The 17,428-nt window shown below is 61.3% G+C and carries 18 protein-coding genes; 7 read left to right on the top strand and 11 right to left on the bottom strand.

Annotation, left to right across the window (positions count from 1 at the left end; translation table 11 throughout):
- The first annotated feature begins 403 nt into the window (after positions 1-403).
- Positions 404-1,150: an SDR family oxidoreductase gene (locus tag D0B32_RS08385; RefSeq protein ID WP_117333382.1), complete on the top strand. Its 747-nt coding sequence runs from the start codon at positions 404-406 to the stop codon at positions 1,148-1,150.
- A 110-nt stretch (positions 1,151-1,260) separates the two neighbouring features.
- Here the strand turns inward: D0B32_RS08385 and D0B32_RS08375 are convergent, their stop codons facing one another.
- Positions 1,261-2,163, bottom strand: a complete 903-nt coding sequence (locus D0B32_RS08375) for a LysR family transcriptional regulator (RefSeq protein ID WP_117333380.1) — start codon at positions 2,161-2,163, stop codon at positions 1,261-1,263.
- A gap of 259 nt (positions 2,164-2,422) precedes the next feature.
- Here D0B32_RS08375 and D0B32_RS08370 point away from each other — a divergent pair, with 259 nt between their 5' ends.
- Positions 2,423-3,163 carry a Type 1 glutamine amidotransferase-like domain-containing protein gene (locus tag D0B32_RS08370; RefSeq protein ID WP_117333379.1) on the top strand — a complete coding sequence of 247 codons (741 nt, stop codon included), beginning with the start codon at positions 2,423-2,425 and terminating at the stop codon, positions 3,161-3,163.
- A 169-nt stretch (positions 3,164-3,332) separates the two neighbouring features.
- Here D0B32_RS08370 and D0B32_RS08365 read toward each other — a convergent pair whose 3' ends face one another.
- Both D0B32_RS08365 and D0B32_RS08360 read right to left on the bottom strand, forming a co-directional pair.
- Entirely contained in the window at positions 3,333-3,929 is a 597-nt protein-coding gene (locus D0B32_RS08365) for an NADPH-dependent F420 reductase (RefSeq protein ID WP_117333378.1), read from the bottom strand.
- A 103-nt stretch (positions 3,930-4,032) separates the two neighbouring features.
- A complete protein-coding gene (locus D0B32_RS08360) occupies positions 4,033-4,767 on the bottom strand; it encodes an SDR family NAD(P)-dependent oxidoreductase (protein WP_117333377.1) in 735 nt (244 codons plus the stop codon).
- A 130-nt stretch (positions 4,768-4,897) separates the two neighbouring features.
- Between D0B32_RS08360 and D0B32_RS08355 the strand changes: the two genes are divergently transcribed.
- Together D0B32_RS08355 and D0B32_RS32245 are read left to right on the top strand one after the other, a co-directional pair.
- Positions 4,898-5,473 carry a TetR/AcrR family transcriptional regulator gene (locus D0B32_RS08355; RefSeq protein ID WP_117333376.1) on the top strand — a complete coding sequence of 192 codons (576 nt, stop codon included), beginning with the start codon at positions 4,898-4,900 and terminating at the stop codon, positions 5,471-5,473.
- A gap of 129 nt (positions 5,474-5,602) precedes the next feature.
- Entirely contained in the window at positions 5,603-6,076 is a 474-nt protein-coding gene (locus D0B32_RS32245) for a hypothetical protein (RefSeq protein WP_147329506.1), read from the top strand.
- Between the two features lie 95 nt (positions 6,077-6,171).
- Here D0B32_RS32245 and D0B32_RS08350 read toward each other — a convergent pair whose 3' ends face one another.
- The 8 genes from D0B32_RS08350 to D0B32_RS08315 form a co-directional block, all read right to left on the bottom strand.
- Complete coding sequence (locus tag D0B32_RS08350; protein ID WP_117333375.1) at positions 6,172-7,185, bottom strand: zinc-binding dehydrogenase; 1,014 nt, start codon at positions 7,183-7,185, stop codon at positions 6,172-6,174.
- 11 nt (positions 7,186-7,196) lie between these two features.
- On the bottom strand, positions 7,197-8,153 hold the full coding sequence (locus D0B32_RS08345) for a 2-dehydro-3-deoxygalactonokinase (protein WP_117333374.1): 957 nt from the start codon (positions 8,151-8,153) through the stop codon (positions 7,197-7,199).
- 96 nt (positions 8,154-8,249) lie between these two features.
- Entirely contained in the window at positions 8,250-8,978 is a 729-nt protein-coding gene (locus tag D0B32_RS08340) for an SDR family NAD(P)-dependent oxidoreductase (RefSeq protein WP_117333373.1), read from the bottom strand.
- 92 nt (positions 8,979-9,070) lie between these two features.
- Positions 9,071-9,598, bottom strand: a complete 528-nt coding sequence (locus tag D0B32_RS08335; protein WP_117333372.1) for a 2,4'-dihydroxyacetophenone dioxygenase family protein — start codon at positions 9,596-9,598, stop codon at positions 9,071-9,073.
- A 33-nt stretch (positions 9,599-9,631) separates the two neighbouring features.
- On the bottom strand, positions 9,632-10,861 hold the full coding sequence (locus tag D0B32_RS08330; protein ID WP_117333371.1) for an alpha-hydroxy acid oxidase: 1,230 nt from the start codon (positions 10,859-10,861) through the stop codon (positions 9,632-9,634).
- Positions 10,862-10,876: 15 nt separating this feature from the next.
- Complete coding sequence (locus D0B32_RS08325; RefSeq protein ID WP_117333370.1) at positions 10,877-11,788, bottom strand: NAD(P)-dependent oxidoreductase; 912 nt, start codon at positions 11,786-11,788, stop codon at positions 10,877-10,879.
- A 13-nt stretch (positions 11,789-11,801) separates the two neighbouring features.
- A complete protein-coding gene (locus D0B32_RS08320; protein WP_117333369.1) occupies positions 11,802-12,887 on the bottom strand; it encodes a lactonase family protein in 1,086 nt (361 codons plus the stop codon).
- Positions 12,888-12,992: 105 nt separating this feature from the next.
- Positions 12,993-13,682 carry a GntR family transcriptional regulator gene (locus D0B32_RS08315; protein ID WP_117333368.1) on the bottom strand — a complete coding sequence of 230 codons (690 nt, stop codon included), beginning with the start codon at positions 13,680-13,682 and terminating at the stop codon, positions 12,993-12,995.
- Between the two features lie 143 nt (positions 13,683-13,825).
- On the opposite strand from D0B32_RS08315, the gene D0B32_RS08310 reads away from it, so the two are divergent.
- The 3 genes from D0B32_RS08310 to D0B32_RS08300 are packed head-to-tail and all read left to right on the top strand — an operon-like array spanning position 13,826 to position 17,425.
- Complete coding sequence (locus tag D0B32_RS08310; RefSeq protein ID WP_117333367.1) at positions 13,826-14,902, top strand: ABC transporter substrate-binding protein; 1,077 nt, start codon at positions 13,826-13,828, stop codon at positions 14,900-14,902.
- Positions 14,903-14,921: 19 nt separating this feature from the next.
- Complete coding sequence (locus tag D0B32_RS08305; protein ID WP_117333366.1) at positions 14,922-16,490, top strand: sugar ABC transporter ATP-binding protein; 1,569 nt, start codon at positions 14,922-14,924, stop codon at positions 16,488-16,490.
- Complete coding sequence (locus tag D0B32_RS08300) at positions 16,487-17,425, top strand: ABC transporter permease (protein ID WP_117333365.1); 939 nt, start codon at positions 16,487-16,489, stop codon at positions 17,423-17,425. Before D0B32_RS08305 ends, D0B32_RS08300 begins: the two co-directional genes overlap by 4 nt.
- Positions 17,426-17,428 lie beyond the last annotated feature (3 nt).

The following is a 17,428-nucleotide window of genomic DNA, read 5'->3' as shown; positions in this document are numbered from 1 at the left end:
TGAGAGTTAAACCCTCAAATACAGATTCAAATCCAGCCTCAAAACCCGACATCTCTATCTAGCCAGCCCCCGACGTTTCAATCTGGCCTCGACATTAGCTGTAAGGGCTATATCCTAATGTCCGGTTTTAGCGGGCTTCAGATGTCCGCTTTTCGGCCCATCGTAGGCTGACCGGTGGCCGGTTATCCGGCACCGGAGGCTGCGATGGTTGCGACGGAACGAATCCACGCCACCAGCTCATCTCGTCATTTTTCGATTAGATGTTGCGCGCTTCCAGCTGATTCTCCAGCTCCGTGACTAGATGCATGATTCGTCTCAAGCAAGGCGATCGACGAAAGCGACGTGTTTGCCAGATGTTATGCAGTCACTCAACTGAATCACTCTCACCCATGAGGAACATGAAATGAAGCTCAAGAACAAAGTGGCATTCGTTACGGGCGGTACGTCGGGCATCGGCCTGGAAACCGCAAAACTCTTTCAGGCCGAAGGCGCCAAAGTGGTTCTGGTCGGCTCGAATGAAGAGCGTCTGGCCGCAGCCGGCAAGGAACTCAATGGCGACGCCCTGCTGGTTCGCGCAGACATCCGCAACGTCGCGGACATCGAACGGGCCGTCGAAGCAACGCGTGCGAAATACGGTCACATCGACGTCGTGTTCGCCAACGCCGGCGCGACCACGGTTGCTCCGCTCGAAGCTGTCACGGAAGCGTACGTCGCTGAGAATCTCGCCCTGAACTTCACTGGGACCTTCTTCACCATCCAGAAGACGGCTCCGATCATTGCGCAAGGCGGCAGCATCATCGTCACGACGTCGTTCCTGAACACGATCGGCTATCCGGGTCTGTCGATTCTCGCCGCCACCAAGGCAGCCGCACGCTCCCTCGTGCGTACCCTGGGCGCGGAACTGGCACCGCGCGGCATTCGCGTGAATGCTGTCAGCCCGGGCGCGATCGCCACGCCGTTCTACAGCAAGATCGGCTTGCCCGACAACGTGCTCTCGCAAGTCGCTTCGGGCATCACGGACAAGGTCGCCCTCAAGCGTTTCGGCGAGCCGGCTGAACTCGCCAAGACGGTGCTTTTCCTGGCAAGTGATGACTCGTCGTACACGACGGGCACGGAACTGGTCGTCGACGGCGGTCTCACGCAGTTCTAAGCCGTACCGGCATGAGCCGATGCGTGGCTCGACCCAGCCCGCCGTCCTGGCATCACGCACAGACGGCGGCCGGTTCCAGTTCAAAGAACTCAGTATGGAATCGCGAGCCGCTAGCTCGACGGAACATGTCCGAACTCACCCAGCATTTCACGAAGTTTGGGTACCGCGAAATCGATGAACCGTCGAAGCTTGGCCGGCATCTGGTGCCGGGAAAGATGGATGAGATGAACCGGTATCGGTTCGACTTCGAACGCCTGCAAGATGATCCTGACCTGACCGGCGTTCACGGCGGCGCCCACATCGTGCTCGAGAAGCAGCGTTGCGCCGATACCATCAATGGCAGCATCGAGCGCGGCATCTGGTGAAGACACGAGCAGTCGCGGCACGTCCGCCACGTTAAAGATCTCTTCCGTGTCCGGGCGGCGAAAACGCCACGGCGAGAGATTGGGACTATCGAATACGACGCAAGGAAAACCACAAAGCTCCTCGGGGGTCTTCGGCTCACCGCACCGGTCAAGCAGATCCTGGCTGGCCACCACTACCACTCGCAAGGTCCCAACCCGTGTCGCGACCAGGCTGCTGTCACGCAGGCGTCCAATCCGGATGGCAACGTCAGCGTGTGAATCGACGAGATCGATGTTGCGGTCCGACTGCAGCAGCCGGATTCGTATCTCAGGGTACATCGCGAGAAACTGATTGATCACCGGCAGCACCCGTAAGCGGGCAACCTGCACGGGCGTCGTAATCACCAGCTCGCCGCGCGGCGTGCTGAACTCGCCCGCGGCGCGGCGCTCCTGCTCATCGACCTGTTCGAGGATCCGCTTCGCGGAGGCGACGTATTCCGCGCCGGCATCCGTCAGTGTGAGCTTACGAGTTGTCCTGACGAGTAGCTTCGTGCCCACCAACGCTTCGAGGTCGTTGACGTTTCGCGTGAGCGTAGCCACGGGAATTCGCAATTGCCGCGCAGCAGCCGACAAACTCCCCTCTTCGATTGAAGAGACCAGCATTGCCATAGCTTCAAGTCGGTCCAAAAAACTCACCCAAAGGAAAGGGGAAATCGTAGCGCGCGTTCGTGGTCGCAACAGTCGCAGATTGAACGTTGCTGACAACGATGCGATCTTATCGCACTGGAGATGCCGGGTGGTCTCCATGAAGGACCGTCGCATGGCCGCTATGGAAGCGGAACGGCCACACGAATCCGGCCGCCTGAAAGATACTTCAGGCTAGACTGTGCGAGTTGCCAGATTTTTTCAGCGAAGCGAGGGCCATCGCATGAAATTTCTTCTGACGTCCAGCGGCATCACCAACGTCAGTATCCACGCTGCCCTGGTTGGGCTGTTAGGCAAACCCATCGCTGAGTGCAGCGCGCTCTTCATTCCCACCGCCATGTACGGCTATCCGCGCCACGCGGCCGCAGCGTGGCAGGCGTTCGCGGGAAATACACGTGGCCCGTTGTGTGAATTGGGCTGGAAATCGCTCGGCGTTCTCGAACTCACCACGCTGCCGAGCCTCTCCAGAGAAGATTGGGTCCCGCTCGTGGAAGAGACCGACGTCCTGCTGGTGTGGGGCGGTGACCCCGTCTATCTGGCCAACTGGATGCGTCAGTCCGGCCTCACCGAACTCTGGTCGTCCCTGCGAGGCGAACGGGTTTATGTGGGCCTGAGCGCGGGCAGCATGGCGGTGTCCGCGACATTCGCGGAAAACTACACGCAGCCGCCGAGTGCCTATCGCGGCGCCCCGACCTCTGAACCCTTCTCCTTCGCAACCACTGAGGGCGAAGAGGCAAGCCTTCTGGTGACGGCGCATGGAGCCGGCTGGGTCGACTTCGCCTTGATCCCGCATTTCGACCACCCGGATCATCCCGATGCCTCGCTGAAGAATGCGCAACGATGGGCAGCCAGGATTCCGGCGCCGGTGTACGCCATCGATGATCAGACCGCCATTGCAGTGAGCGATGCTAACGTCCAGGTCGTATCCGAAGGTCAATGGAAGCTGTTTTTGCCTTCTACGTAGCCGGTCAGATGCGAGCCGTTCAGGAAAGCAGCCGCCGTGGTCTGCGTCGAGCGGCCACGACAATGCGCGAGGTCCGCGTTTCGCCGGCGGGACCCCGAAGCCTTTATTCGCGTCACCATGCCGGCCACACAAGCGGTTCCATTTCCGCGTAGACCGCCGTGCTCTGCCGTCATTTGAACTGGACGAGGTCCTTGAAGATCAGTTTGCCCCAGATATTGCCCCTCGCCTGAACCAGCGAGCCGCCTTCCTTGAGCGCTCCGAGCGCAATCGGCGCGAAACCGAGTTGTTCGGCTAACGCCGCGACCGGTGCCACCGCATTTTCGTCATCGCTCGACAAAAACACGACCCGGCTGCCGCCATTCACGTTCGGATCAGAAGCCAATACCGCAGCGGGTAGATGATTAAAGCCCTTGACGAACCTGGCGCCAGTGAACGCGCTGGCGACCACTGCGGACGACGGCTCACCGTTCAGCTCTTCGACCGGCGCGTTGGTGTTGGTCGCGTCAATGATCGTCTTGCCCTGCCAGTTCACGAGCTGCTTCGCGACTTCGCGATGTTCCCAATACGGAACGGCGAGGAAGATCGTGTCGGACGCGATCGCCTCCTGCAAGGATCCAGCACGGACCGTGGGGCCGATCGCCTGAGCCTGCGGCAGCAAGGTTTCGGGGGCACGCCGGCTGGCGACGGTTACGTCGATGTTCTTGCGTGCAAACGCTCGCGCGAGTGCCTGGCCAATCTTGCCAAAGCCAATAATTGCGTAACTCATATTAACGCTCCATTCACTATTGATTAGTTATCCAGATTGATAGATGTAGCAAGGCGGAGATACTTGACGTCAATTGCCCTTCTACACCTTGTTCAGCGCCCTATCAGATGGCCGAGAAGCCGCCATCGACCGCCAGCTCCACGCCATTCACGAAGCTCGAATCGTCTGACGCAAGAAACACGGCAACCGTCGCGATCTCTTCAGGCCGCCCCATCGTCCCGCGCGGAATCAGCGATTCGAACATTTGTTTCGCCTCTTCGGTGAGAACCTGGTCCTGCATCGGCGTGGCGATGGGCCCCGGGCTCAGCACATTCACCCGGATATTTCTGCCTTTCAGTTCGTTGAGCCAGGTACGCGCGAACGAGCGCAGCGCCGCCTTGCTCGCCGCATACACGCCGTAGCCAGGAAAGCCCTTCACCGAGGCAACGGACCCGGTCATGAAGATCGACCCGCCATCGTTGAACAGCGGCAACGCCTTCTGAACCGTGAACAGCGTTCCGCGCGTATTCAGACCGAAAGTCGCGTCGAACTGCTGCTCGGTAATCTCACCCAGCGGGACGGCCTCGCCCATGCCTGCGCTTGCAAACAGAACGTCGATCTTGCCCTTTTCCCGCTTGACGGTATCGAACAGGCGATCGAGATCGTCGAGGCTGGCCGCATCGCCGCGCACGCCGGTGACGTTCCGGCCAATCTGCCTGATTGCCTCGTCGAGCGCTTCCTGCCTGCGACCCGTGATGAAAACATAGGCGCCCTCTTCAACGAACCTTTTGGCGCTTGCCAGCGCCATACCGCTTGATCCACCCGTAATGACTGCAACCTTCCCGTCCAGCTTGCCCATGACGTTTCCTTTCGTGGTGTCGTACTACGTTTCGGTTCCCAGTTACACAAATGTGCTGTATCTTGTGGATCACTGATCCAGATACGTTTTCATTATATGTGGAACACCGATCCGTTTGTCAAGGCAATTTATGCGAGCTGACGCCCAGAAGAATTACAGCCATCTACTTGAAGTCGCGCGCGAAGTCGTCGCCGAGCATGGTGCCGACGCGTCCATGCGCGATATCGCCCGCCGGGCGGAGGTCGGACTGGCCACGCTGTTTCGCCATTTCCCGACCCGCGAGGCCTTGTTCGAAGCGCTGTTGCGTATCAACGTGGACGAACTGATCCAGCAGGCAGCCGAACTCGAAAAGTCGAACCAACCGGATGAAGCACTGGTGACGTGGTTTCGCGAGGGGATGGGGTTCGTGCGCAGCTATAACGGCATTTGCGCCTTGTTTGCGACTGCGCACGCGGACCCGGACTCCGCGCTGCACGCCTCGAGCAATGCGTTGCGTTCAGCAGGCGCGCGACTTTTGCATCGTGCTCAGGCCGAGGGCACGGCGCGTGCGGATATGGATGGGGTCGACCTGTTCGCCTTGATGTCGGCGCTTGGCTGGCTCGTCGACCAGCCCGGATTCGCGTCGCGGGGGGACCACCTGTTCCACCTGATTACGAACGCCATCCTGACGAATCCGTCGAGCGACGTGGGGAAGAAGGCGAAATAGCTGGGTTTGCTGGAATCAAGGCGCGAATCCTCGCGCCTATTTTTTATCAACAAAGACCCGCCACCAGAACATGGCAAGCGTCTGGCGGTGACCTTCAGAATGCGCGTGTCAAATTCCTTGGTAAGTGACATGAAACGACTGTTTCTGCTTGTTCTGCTTTGCCCGATTGTCTCATTCTCACTTGAGGGAAGTGGTTCCGTCGATTTCGATTCTTCGATCGTACCTTTATTGAACCAAAACCCTACACTCAGGCAATTTGTCTTGTGCAGTTTCGATATTGTTAGCGATCCAGTGGGAACCCGGATAGGTGACGTTCAATCGAAAGCACTAGGCGGGACCAGGATCGGGCCATATTCCATGTGGGCGAACTGGCATGGCGCGACGTCTAATCAGCGCGTGGTCCTTACGGTGAATACTCAAACGACCTTCTTCGATAAGCATGGTAAACCTGTCAACGCGAATCTGTCGAAAGCGACACGTGTCGAAGAGCGTATTGCGAGTGTGACAATAGAGCCGCCTGAAAAAGATCAGCCGGGCATTGTCCCAGGCGGCTTTAAACATGCGGTGGATTTAAGCGTGTGCTCTATGAAACCGATTTCGTAGAACGTAAGTGCCAGACGTGTGCCCCGCCTTAGCGGGGCCTTTTGCATGTGACGCGCAACGCCGTTTAATCACCGAACACCTGGCACGCTTCCCCCTCAAAAATCCAAACACCCAATCACCGATTTCCCGAAAAACCGCCGGTTCTTCAGCGCCTCGAGCCTTGCACCCAGTTCAGAAAACGGATGCACCACATACTGTTCGGGCTGCATACGACCTGTGGCAATCGCTTCGAGCATCCCTTCCCCTGCCTGCGTCAACCGGGCCCACGCCGCGCGATCGCCGTACACGTGTGTCGCCCCGAGAGCGACTTCGTGCAGCGAGAGCGATCGGCCAAACGGCGTCGTGGGCCACTGCGCAACGCGCCCCTGAATGCACACCAGATGGCCATTGGCCAGAAGCGCGGGCGCAAGACGCGCCGCGTGATCCTCGTTGACGCAGTCGATCACCGCGTAGAAGCGCTCCACGTCGCGCTCCAGCCAGGCCTCGCCAGGAGTCAGCGGTCCGTCCAGGCATTCGTCCGCGCCAAGCGCCGACAGGCGGCTCGCATGACGTGGGTTGCACATTACGCTGACCCGAAAGCCACGCTCCTTCGCCAGTTGCACGAGGTAATGGCCAACGCTGCCGCCCGCGCCGCTGATCAGCAGATGCTGGGCCGGACGCGCCGGAATCTTCTCCAGCGCCTGCCAGGCCGTCAACGCGGGACAGGGAAAGCTCGCCGCCACGGCGAAGTCCACGGCATCGGGTACCCGCATGAGCGCGTGCGCCATGATCGGCGTGTACTCGGCAAAACTGCCGTGCGCATGCAGGCTCTGATGGTAGGCCACGCGCTCACCGAGCCACGTTTCCGGCACACCCTCACCCACCGCGACGACCGTCCCCGCCCCATCCACACCCGGCACGTGGCCCGCATGCCAACCCATCTGCGGATCGCCGAGCACTTTCCAGTCAACCGGGTTCAGGCCGATCACCGCGTTACGCACCAGCGCCTGCCCCGCCTGCAAGCGTGGCGCCTCGATCTCCTCGTTGACAAGGTGCAGCGGCGAGTCGCCGCCTTGCCATACCCATGCCCGCCAGTTGGCGGGAGATTCGCCGCGTTGCTGCTCATTCATTGCCGTTTCCATCAAGCGAGAGTTGGACACTCTTGCACTACAAGGCCCGCTTCAACCGCGATGCGCCACAGCCCGATGCGCGCCGCGTCCCTGATTTCCTGCACATCACCCATGCCGAAGTGTCGCATTGCCCGGCGATACCGGCCGCACAACGCCGCATCGCCAATCACGGCGAGGCGCGTGGTTTCACCGCCGAGCGCGGCGCGAATCTCGTCACCAATCAGCAGACCCGAGAGATATTCGAGGCTTTGCGATCGCGGTAGTTGCCCGAGCAGCACCTTGGCCCGCGCCGAAAACAGCAGCGGCGCCACGCCCTCCTTCGCGTCACGCGCAGTCTCCACGGCAGAGTCAAAAGCGCCTGAGGAATCCGCGCTGTACTGATCGTCGGCGCTAAAGAGCCTGCCGAGAATCGAATGCTGGCGCAGCACGGCGAACAGTTCGCCCGTCATGAACGTCTGGCATTGCACGATGCGACCGCCTTCGACCGTGATCCATTTGCTATGTGTACCGGGCAGCACCAGCCGCGAGCGATCGGCAAGCGCGGCATCCAGCACGGTTGCACCGACCACCTGGGTTTCTTCGCCGCGCATGACTTCCGCACGCGGCTCAGTGAGCGCGACGCCTGGTACGACATGCAGCACGCGGTCGTCGGCCACCGGTATTTGCAACAGCGTCGTGGCCAGTTCGGCTGCTCCGGCGAGGCCCCGACAATATGGCGCTTCACGCCAGCCCTGCGCGCTGCCGATCATGCCCGACGCAATCATGGGAAGACCGGGCGAGCGCGCCTGCCAGTCGCCAACCGTCGCGGCGAACACTCCGGCAAAGTCACCGTTCGTTACCTGCATCACGCCACAAGGCGCGTCGCGCTGCGCCAGCAGATTTCCGTCTGGTCCAAGTAACATCGCGCGCAACGACGACGTTCCCCAATCCAGCGCGATCAGACGCGCTGTATCGAACGAATCTTTCAATTTGAATTCCTGAATGCCATATCAACAACCATGCGTCGACACGCCGATCCGCCGCCAGGTGATGCCTTCAGCACGCGCAGCGGATCGACCTCCCGATCAGGCCACCAGATAGCCGCCGTCCACCGGCACGATTGACGCGGTCATGAACGAGGCCGCGGGCGTACAGAGAAACACGGCAACCTGCGCGACTTCGTCCGGTGTGCCCCACCGTCCGAGCGGCGTTCGGCCAAGAATCACCTGCGAGCGACCGTCATCGTCCTGGAGCGCCTGCGTCAACGGCGTGGCAATCCAGCCCGGCGCGATGGCATTGACGCGAATTCCGTCCGCGGCATACGCAATGGCGAGAGACTTGGTCAACTGCGCGACCGCGCCCTTGCTCGCGCTATACGCCGGCACCAGACCGCCGCCAAAAAAGCTCAGCATCGAAGCTGTGTTGACGATGCAGCCAGAAGATTTCTTGAGCAGCTCCCGTGCGCCTGCACAAACCCGCATGGTGCCGTTCAGATTGATGTCGAGCACCTTTTCGAATACCTCGACCTTGTGCTCGTCACCGCGCCGGATCACGCCCGCGCAGTTCACTACGATATCGAGGCGTTCGAATTTGCTCAGTACCGTGTTGACGTCTTCGGTAGAACACACGTCGAGCGTGACCTGTTCGACCTGTTCGATCAACGTGTCAGGCACCTCGGCGGGCAGCGGCAAGCCTGCTGCGACGACTTTCGCACCAAGCAGCGCGAGTCGGTTGGCAATGGCCGCACCAATTCCGGAACGTCCGCCGGTGACGAGTGCAACCTTGCCTTCGAGGAGATTGTCTTTGAAGGTCATGTGACTTCCAGAAAGTAATGAAAGATGATGCATCCATCCGGTAAGTACTACTACCTGATCGGCCAGCATAAAAAACTGGCCAACGCGCCCGCCTAGCGAATGAACTGATCCACGTAATCTTCGCCGAGCCCGACCGACGCATAGTGCTTGCGGCACATGTCGATCTTCGTGAAGACATCTTCGTAACCCGTGTAGTTGCCGTACGGATCGCAGTAGAACATCACGCCGTTCACCTGAAAATACGTGATCATTTCCTCGACGTCTTCGGGCACATACAGCGTATGCGTTTCGCCCGGCGGCTCGTAGACGTAGCTGCCTTCGGTGGCGGTCCACTCATGCTCCAGATACTTCCAGCGGCCCTTCAGCACCATGCCATGCACGCCCTGCGGATGGCGGTGACGGCTCAGCACGCCGGACTTGCGCACGCGCAGCAGGTTCATCCAGTAACCCTGCGAGGCATTCAGGCAAAGCGGGCGAAACGACACATTCTCCGCCTGCGGCACCCACACGCGCTCGTCGTCGGGAATGGCGAGCGGCACGACCACTTCCTTTTGCGCTTCCTTCGGAAACGGCAATTGATACGGCGTCATCGGGGAATACTTTTCGACGATTTCGGGCATGTCTCTTCTCCTTGTAGTCCTTCGCGGACGAGATTAGTCACTGATGCTTGAAATGGGGGTATGGCCGATGCCGTCGAGCAGCCGTTCGACATCGAGCCGGTTGCTGCCCGAGCTCTCGCTGTAGCAGCGGCGGACCGCATCACGATTGGCGCGCAGTTCGTCGATGGAGCACATGCCCATCAACGCCAGCGTCAATTCGGTTTCCTTGCGCAATAGTTCGATGGCCTGACTGACGCCCGCGCGTCCCGAGGCGCCCAGCCCGTAGGCGTAAGCGCGTCCGAGCAGCACCGCATCGGCGCCCAGACCAATTGCCTTGATGATGTGACTGCCGCGCCGGATGCCGCTGTCGAGCAGCACTTCCGCACGTCCGGCGATGAACTGTGCGATCTCCGGCAAGACCGAAATCGACGAACGCGCGCCGTCGAGCTGACGGCCGCCGTGATTGGACACGCACACGCCGTCCGCGCCGCCATCGAGCGCGCGGCTCGCATCCTCAACCGACAGCACGCCTTTGACGACCAGCTTGCCAGGCCATTCGCCGCGCAGCCATTCGAGATCCGCCCAACTCATGCTCGGATCGACATTGCCGGACAGATAAGCGGCCTGCGCCATCAGGCTGCGCGGCACGCCGGCTTTGCCCTTGACGTTGCCGAGCATGAGCCGTCCATGCAGTCCCATGCGGATACACCACGCCGGGTGCGAAAGCAGATCGACCAGCGTGCCGAACTTCAGTGAGCTGGAGGTGCGAAAGCCATTGCGTGTGTCGCGCTCGCGTACCGACGACACATTGGTGTCCGCGGTCAGGAACAGCGTGGTCACGCCCACCTTCCACGCGCGCTGGATCAGTTCGGACGCGAGCTCGCGGTCCTTGAAAACGTACAGTTGCATCGCGAGTCCGTGCGGCATCGCGGCGCCGACCTCTTCGATCGAATTGATCGAAAACGTCGACAGACACATCGGAATGCCAGCCTCGGTCGCGGCGCGCGCTGCTTCGACCTCGCCGTCCGGCCAGAACGAGCCGGCGAATCCGACCGGCGCGAGCATGACCGGCATCGAATAGCGGCAACCCAGAATTTCTGACGACAGATTCCGCTTCGACAGATCCACCAGCACACGCTGTTCGAGCGTCCACTGATCGAAGTCTTCCGTATTGCGTGCCAGCGTGCGTTCGGAGAACGCGCCGCCGTCGAGGTAATCGAAGAACATGCGTGGCATTTTGCGCCGCGCCTGCTGACGCAGGTCCTCTATGTTGGAGACGGTCATGGGCGCATTACCGCGTCACGTGCGCTCGATATGCGCGTAGGCGTCGTCCTCGGGCTGATAGCCGAGATACTTGATGGCGCCGCTCAGATCCCAGTCCATGTCCTTGTTGTTGGACACGCCATTCACGACAATGGCCTGCGAGGGCCATTCGTCGCTCGGCGCCAGCACCGAGCGGATGAACAGTTGATCGAGATCGCGGTTCGACAGCCACATGTTGCGGAACCAGCGCAGCGTGCGGCGCGCGGCTTCATCGAGCACTGCCGTATCCGAGGTGGAAGCGGGCGAACCCGAGTGCGTGATGTCCTGCGCGCGGTTGTCGCCGGTCAACGCCCAGCCCACCCGCACCGACACCGTGCTCAGCTTGCCGCCCGCCAGTTCCGCCACCGCCGCACAGAGTTTTTCGCCCATCACTTTGGCCGTGCCGTAAGCGAGCGAATTCAGTTCGCGCTTGCCGTCGTGCCAGCGGGTGCCCGGCGCGGGTTCAATATCCGTTGTCAGAAGACCCGGTCCGATCTTTGCCGCCAGCGGCATGTCCTTGTAGGCGCCTACCGTGTGATTCGACGAGGCGAACACAAAACGGCCCACGCCCGCGCGCGCGCACTCCAGCAACAGGTTCAACGTCATGTCGTAGGACGCCATCGACTCGAGCCACGTCGAATCGGGTACCGGATTCAGCGCGGCAAAGTGGATGACGGCGTCCACTTCTTCCATTGCACGCGTCCATTCGCCCGAGCGCTGCGTCAGGTCGCCTTGCACGAGGCGCAGCCGTTTGCGTGCGTCGGCGGAGAACTTCGAATAGTCGCCGCTGCGGTCAATGCCGATCACCTGCTCGCACCATTCGGCGCGCGTGAGCGCTTCCACGACTTTTTGCCCGAGGTTGCCGCCGGCGCCCGTGACCATGACCTTGCGCGGGGTTGTGTAATGCATGGCTCCGTTCTCCTTAGATAAATTCGAGGCACACTGCCGTGGGGATCGGGAAGTTGTAGCCGGTATCGGTCAAGCCACCCGTTTGCTGGTCGATTGAGAACACACGGATAAAACCGTCGTCCTGCGAGGCGGCGAGCAGATAGCGGCCGTCCGGCGAGATCGCCAGATCGCGCGGCGTGCGGCCGCCAATGGTCCAGGTGCCGATTGGCGTCAGCGTGCCGGCAGCTTCGTCGACGCGCGCGCCGAAGATCGAGTCGTGTCCGCGATTGCCCACGTAGACGAACTTGCCCGACGGATGCAGACGCATGCCGCCCACCGCGCTCTCGCCATCGAACCCAGGCGGCAGCGTGGAGACTTCGCTGACGAGTTGTGCGTCTTTCTCGCCCAGACGATACATACGCACGCTCGACGCCAGTTCATAGTCGGCCAGCACGTACGCGCCATTGCGGGAGAACACCAGATGACGCGGGCCCGCGCCCGGCGCAGCTTCGAGGAACAGGTCGGGCGTCGTGTCAGGCCGCCCTTGCGCGCCGTTCAGCGCATGCCGGAGCACACCGTCGACGCCGAGATCGGCGAGATAAACATGGCGGCGATCGGGGCTCACGAGCGCGCAGTGCGCATGAGGGCCGTCCTGCCGCTCGGCATTCGGGCCGCTGCCCTCGCGGCTCAACACCACGGGCTCGCCCGACGGCACGCCGTTCGCATCAAGAGAAAAAGCGAGCACTTCGCCGCTGGCGTAATTCGACAGCAGCAGCAACGACAGTTCGTTGTCCACCGACACGTGACACGGCCAGCCGCCCGGCGTGGCCAGGTCGTTCAGCAGCTTGAGTGTGCCGTTCGGTGCGTCGAGTTCATAGGTGCTGACGCCCGGGCCATCCTTCGCGTCCACTTCACGCACGGCATAGAGGCGGCGACGGTCTGCGGACAGCGCGAGATACGATGGGTTGACGGCTTCCTGCACCGCGATTTCGCGCAACTGACCGCGCGTGGTGTCGAAGCCCAGCAGATAGATGCCTTTGCCTTTACCGTGGACGTGCGGCATCGGCAACGTATATGTGCCGACTGCGAGCATGGCTGTTTCGCCGTGGTTTTGAGTCATACCTGTCTCCTTGATTGGTGTCCGTCCGTCAAGCTGGCCGCGCGGCCAGTCAGCGTCCGCGAGCAGTTCGATACGGGTTCATTCATTCACTGCAACGCGCCGCGACTACAGCACGCCGCCGCTGTTGCGAATGTTGTTGATCATCTTTTCGCGCGTCGCAGCCAGATGCTCGCTGATGCCACGCTCGGCGGCGGCGGCATCTTTCGACACGACTGCCTCGAGAATCGCGGTGTGTTCCGCATGCACGCGCTTGGGCGGCACGAGCGGCCGGTAGAAATGGCTGCGCATGATATGCATGTGGATGTTGAGATTCTCGTAGTTGGTCTTGAGCCGCTGGTTGTCGCAGGCGTCGATCAACGTGTTGTGAAACGCGCTGTCGGCTACTGAAAACGCGGTGTAGTCCTTGAACTCGCTATCCGACATGAAACCCGTCATGGTTTCGAGCAGCGTGCGCATCTTCGCCGTGACGGCGGAGTTCTCCGGGCTTTCGATCACGAAGCGCGCAGCGAAGCGTTCGAGCGCCTCGCGAATCTGAAAGATCTCGATGGCATCACGTTCCGTAATGCCCTTCACGAAGGTGCCGCGCCGCGCTCTCACCTCCACGAGACCATCCGCCGCCAGCCGCTTGATGGCATCCACCACCGGCGTGCGGCTCACGTTCAGTTCGTTGGCGACTTCCTCCACGTTGATCTGCTCGTCGATCTTGATCGCGCGGCTCAAGATGCGCGCCCTCACCTCGTCATAGACCTGATCGGTCAGATGCGTGTGCTGAATCGGCGTCCAAACACGGTTCATTTGATGAAGCTCCTTTCAATTCGATTGCGACTTTCCGTCGCAGATGTCGTTGACATCAACATCTAACATGTGACATATTACACTACACAAGCGACGCTGCCAAGCGAAGCACATAACCTAAGACCTCGTGGAGACAGTCACTTATGAAGCACCGAAAAGGCCTTTTTCTGAGCGCGATCGTCGCGGCCGTTCTTGCCACCACCGGCACCGTCAGTCAGGCCGACGAGCCGGTTTTGATGCCCGGCGCTATCGTGCGCGAAGGCCCGAATCCTGTCACGACGCCCAACCAGTTCAAGAAGGCGCCGCCGTGGCGAATCGGTTTCAGCATCTGGGGTTTTGGCAACACGTGGATGACCCAGATGGTCCACGAGACCGACGCTGAAGCGGCGAAGCACAAGGAAATCTCCAAGGTGATTTTCGCCGACGCGAACTCCAAGCCGGCCAAGCAGATTGCCGACATCGAAGACATGATCGCGCAGAAAGTCGACGCCATCATCATCGCGCCAGTTTCATACACCGCGCTGACACCCGTCATCAAAAAAGCGGTCGCGGCTGGCATCCCGGTGATCGTGCACTCCACTGAAGTGGATACCGACGCGTACACCACCGAAATCCAGGGCGAATCGCTGTACTTCGGCGAAGTGGGCGGCAAATTCCTCGTCGACACGCTGCATGGCAAGGGCAACATCTGGGTGCTGCGCGGCCAGGCCGGCATTGCTGCCGACACCATGCGCTACGACGGTCTGCGCAAGGCGCTGGCCGGCTCGAACATCAAGATCGCCTCCGAAGAATACGGCGACTGGTCGTACAACAAGGGCAAGCAGGTCTGCGAATCCCTGATGCTGAGCAACCCGAATCCGGACGGCATCTGGTCGTCGGGTGGCGACATGAGCCGCGCCTGTATCGAAGTGTTCAAGGAATTCGGCAAGCCGGTGCCGCCCATCACGGGTGAAGGCAACAACGGTTTCATGCGCGCCTGGAAAGACAGCGGCGCGACCTCGATGGCCGCTGTGTTCCCGTCTGAAATGGGCGCGGCGGGCATCCGCGCCGCCGTCGATCTGCTGAACGGCGAATCGCTCCACAAGCGCTATGTGCTGCGCCCCGCCCCGATCACCAAGGCCAACTTCGCACAGTTCTTCCGGCCCGACCTCAACGACAACTATTGGGCGCCGAGCGCATTGCCCGAGTCGGATCTGAAGAAATACTACGGCTCGAAGTAGTCAAGCAGGAGACATTCGCATGGATACGTTAGTCGCTGCGACCCACATCACCAAACTCTACGACGGTGTGCCGTCACTCGTGAACGTGGGGATCACCGGCAAGGCCGGCTCGATTCACGCAGTCACGGGTGAGAACGGCGCGGGCAAGTCGACCTTGATGAAAATCATCGCCGGCGTGGTCACGCCCAATGAGGGGCAGGTTTTCCTGCGCGGCAAGCCGGTGAAATTTTCGTCACCGCTCGATGCGTTGAACGCAGGAATATCGACCGTATTCCAGGAGTTCTCGCTGGTAGGCAATCTCACGGTCGCGGAGACGATGTTCCTCGGCCGTGAGCCAAAACGCGGGCTGCGCGGGTTGTATGGCGTGGACCGCCGCCGCATGGAAGAAGAGGCACGCGTGGCGCTCGGCTACATCGGTTTGCAGATCGATCCGCGCCGCCTCGTCAGTTCGCTGACGGTCGCGGAGCAACAGTCGGTGGAGATCGCCAAAGGCCTCGCGGTCAATGCCGACATCTTCATCTTCGACGAACCCACCGCTGCGCTGAATACGAAGGACGTCGAACGAATCGAAACGCTGCTGCTGAAGTTGCGTGATGGCGGCAAGTGCATCTTCTACATTTCGCACCGCATGCGCGAGATTTTCGATCTGTGCGACACGGCGACCGTGCTCAAGGACGGCAAGCTGGTCGGTTCCTATCCGACCGCCGATCTGAACCCGGACCGCCTGCTTTCGCTGATGGTGGGACGCGACGTCGAGCAGCTCTATCCGCCGCGTGCAGAAAAACGTGACGAGGTCGCGCTGCGCATCTCGGGTCTCTGTACCGCGCCGGAGCGTCCAGAAGTCGATTTCACCGTGAAGCGCGGCGAGATCGTGGCGCTGGGCGGCCTCGAAGGTCAGGGCCAACGCGATATCGTGCGCGCCCTCGCCGGGGTCGTGAAAGGCTGTAACGGCAAGCTCGAACTGCACCGTCGCTCGGGGGCGCAGATCACCTTCCGCCCACGCGCCGGCGCGCGTCGCGCACTGTCGAACGGGCTCGCGTTCATGCCGGAAGACCGCAAGGGCGAAGGCCTTTATCTCGACCTGCCGATTCGCGACAACCTCACACTCGGCGTACATCAACGCAATCTGCCGTGGGCGTTTGCGCGCCCGCTCACCGCGCTCATCAAACGGCTGACTGACGAGTTGCGGATTCGCGCCGCGAGCAGTGCGCAAGCGGTCGTGTACCTGTCGGGCGGCAATCAGCAGAAGGTGATGCTCGGGCGCTGGATCGCCATCGACGCCGACGTGCTGCTGATCGAAGAGCCGACACGCGGCGTCGACGTGGGCGCAAAGGTAGAGATCTACACGGCGCTGCGCACCTTCTGCGAACGTGGCGGATCAGTGCTTTTCACGTCACGTGAACTGCCGGAGGTGATTGGTCTGGCAGACCGCATCCTGGTGGTCTCCGAGCATCGCATCGTCAAGGAAATGGACGCGAAAGACGCCAGCGAAGAAGACATTCTTCAGGCCGCCGTCTCGCGTGCCGGGCAATCAGCGGACGAAACGGTCAGAACCACCGTGGGAGCAACATCGGGAGCCTCAGCATGATCAACCGCCTCACTTCATTGCGCGCGGACCGCACGGGTGGCCAGTACGTCTCGGGTATTCTGCTGGTCATCGCCGTCGCGGCGCTGGCGATCTCGTTCAACAGTTTCCGCACGCCGCAGAATCTCGGCAACCTGATCGTGCAGGCCACTCCGCTGATGGTCGTGGCGCTCGGCCAGACGCTGCCCATTCTGACCGGCGGCCTCGACCTCTCAGTTGGCGTGGTCATGAGCCTGTCGACTTCGATTCTCGCCACCACCAGCTCACCTGCCCTCGCGCTTGCCCTCACCATTCTGTGCGCGGCACTGGTCGGCGTGGTGAACGGCGTCGGCGTCACGCGCTTCCGTGTGCATCCCATCATCATGACGCTGTCCACCGGCACCGTGTTGCAGGGCATCGTGCTGCTCGTGCAACCGTCGCCCGGCGGCACCGTCTGGCCGCCCATCGTCGCCGCCGTCAGCAGTTCGGTGATGGGCGTGCCAATCGCCCTGCTGTGGGTGGCGCTGGCGGTCTGGGTCGCCTGGTCGCTGCTGCATCGGAGCCGCCTCGGCCTGCATCTTTACTCAGTGGGCGGCGGTGCCGACAACGCGGCGCTGGCGGGTGTTTCCGTGGCACGGACGACCATTGCCGGCTATGTGATCTGCGCCCTGTTCGCCGCAGTAGCGGGCATCTTTCTCGCCGGCCGCATTTCGTCGGGCGACCCGTGGGTCGGCGCATCGTACGGACTCGATTCGGTCGCGGCGGTCGCGCTCGGCGGCACGCAGTTGAGCGGCGGCATTGGCGGCCCGCTCGGCACGGCATTCGGCGCGCTGCTGCTGAGCATTGTCGGCAACGGCATGAATCTCGTGCAGATCAATCCTTTCCTGCTGTCCGTAGTCAACGGGGCACTGCTGCTGTTCGCCGTGTGCCTGCGTCGTCGTAAAGAAATCGGAATCTGAAAT

It is taken from the genome of Paraburkholderia sp. DHOC27 (assembly GCF_003429005.1).
Lineage (GTDB): Bacteria > Pseudomonadota > Gammaproteobacteria > Burkholderiales > Burkholderiaceae > Paraburkholderia.
This window is presented reverse-complemented; position numbering and strand designations above follow the sequence as displayed.

What these genes read in the sequence shown, in the direction of transcription:
- D0B32_RS08385 (WP_117333382.1), top strand. Translation starts at nt 404, where the DNA reads ATGAAGCTCAAGAACAAAGTGGCATTCGTTACGGGCGGTACGTCGGGC.
- D0B32_RS08375 (WP_117333380.1), bottom strand. Translation starts at nt 2,163, where the DNA reads ATGGCAATGCTGGTCTCTTCAATCGAAGAGGGGAGTTTGTCGGCTGCT.
- D0B32_RS08370 (WP_117333379.1), top strand. Translation starts at nt 2,423, where the DNA reads ATGAAATTTCTTCTGACGTCCAGCGGCATCACCAACGTCAGTATCCAC.
- D0B32_RS08365 (WP_117333378.1), bottom strand. Translation starts at nt 3,929, where the DNA reads ATGAGTTACGCAATTATTGGCTTTGGCAAGATTGGCCAGGCACTCGCG.
- D0B32_RS08360 (WP_117333377.1), bottom strand. Translation starts at nt 4,767, where the DNA reads ATGGGCAAGCTGGACGGGAAGGTTGCAGTCATTACGGGTGGATCAAGC.
- D0B32_RS08355 (WP_117333376.1), top strand. Translation starts at nt 4,898, where the DNA reads ATGCGAGCTGACGCCCAGAAGAATTACAGCCATCTACTTGAAGTCGCG.
- D0B32_RS32245 (WP_147329506.1), top strand. Translation starts at nt 5,603, where the DNA reads ATGAAACGACTGTTTCTGCTTGTTCTGCTTTGCCCGATTGTCTCATTC.
- D0B32_RS08350 (WP_117333375.1), bottom strand. Translation starts at nt 7,185, where the DNA reads ATGAATGAGCAGCAACGCGGCGAATCTCCCGCCAACTGGCGGGCATGG.
- D0B32_RS08340 (WP_117333373.1), bottom strand. Translation starts at nt 8,978, where the DNA reads ATGACCTTCAAAGACAATCTCCTCGAAGGCAAGGTTGCACTCGTCACC.
- D0B32_RS08335 (WP_117333372.1), bottom strand. Translation starts at nt 9,598, where the DNA reads ATGCCCGAAATCGTCGAAAAGTATTCCCCGATGACGCCGTATCAATTG.
- D0B32_RS08330 (WP_117333371.1), bottom strand. Translation starts at nt 10,861, where the DNA reads ATGACCGTCTCCAACATAGAGGACCTGCGTCAGCAGGCGCGGCGCAAA.
- D0B32_RS08325 (WP_117333370.1), bottom strand. Translation starts at nt 11,788, where the DNA reads ATGCATTACACAACCCCGCGCAAGGTCATGGTCACGGGCGCCGGCGGC.
- D0B32_RS08320 (WP_117333369.1), bottom strand. Translation starts at nt 12,887, where the DNA reads ATGACTCAAAACCACGGCGAAACAGCCATGCTCGCAGTCGGCACATAT.
- D0B32_RS08315 (WP_117333368.1), bottom strand. Translation starts at nt 13,682, where the DNA reads ATGAACCGTGTTTGGACGCCGATTCAGCACACGCATCTGACCGATCAG.
- D0B32_RS08310 (WP_117333367.1), top strand. Translation starts at nt 13,826, where the DNA reads ATGAAGCACCGAAAAGGCCTTTTTCTGAGCGCGATCGTCGCGGCCGTT.
- D0B32_RS08305 (WP_117333366.1), top strand. Translation starts at nt 14,922, where the DNA reads ATGGATACGTTAGTCGCTGCGACCCACATCACCAAACTCTACGACGGT.
- D0B32_RS08300 (WP_117333365.1), top strand. Translation starts at nt 16,487, where the DNA reads ATGATCAACCGCCTCACTTCATTGCGCGCGGACCGCACGGGTGGCCAG.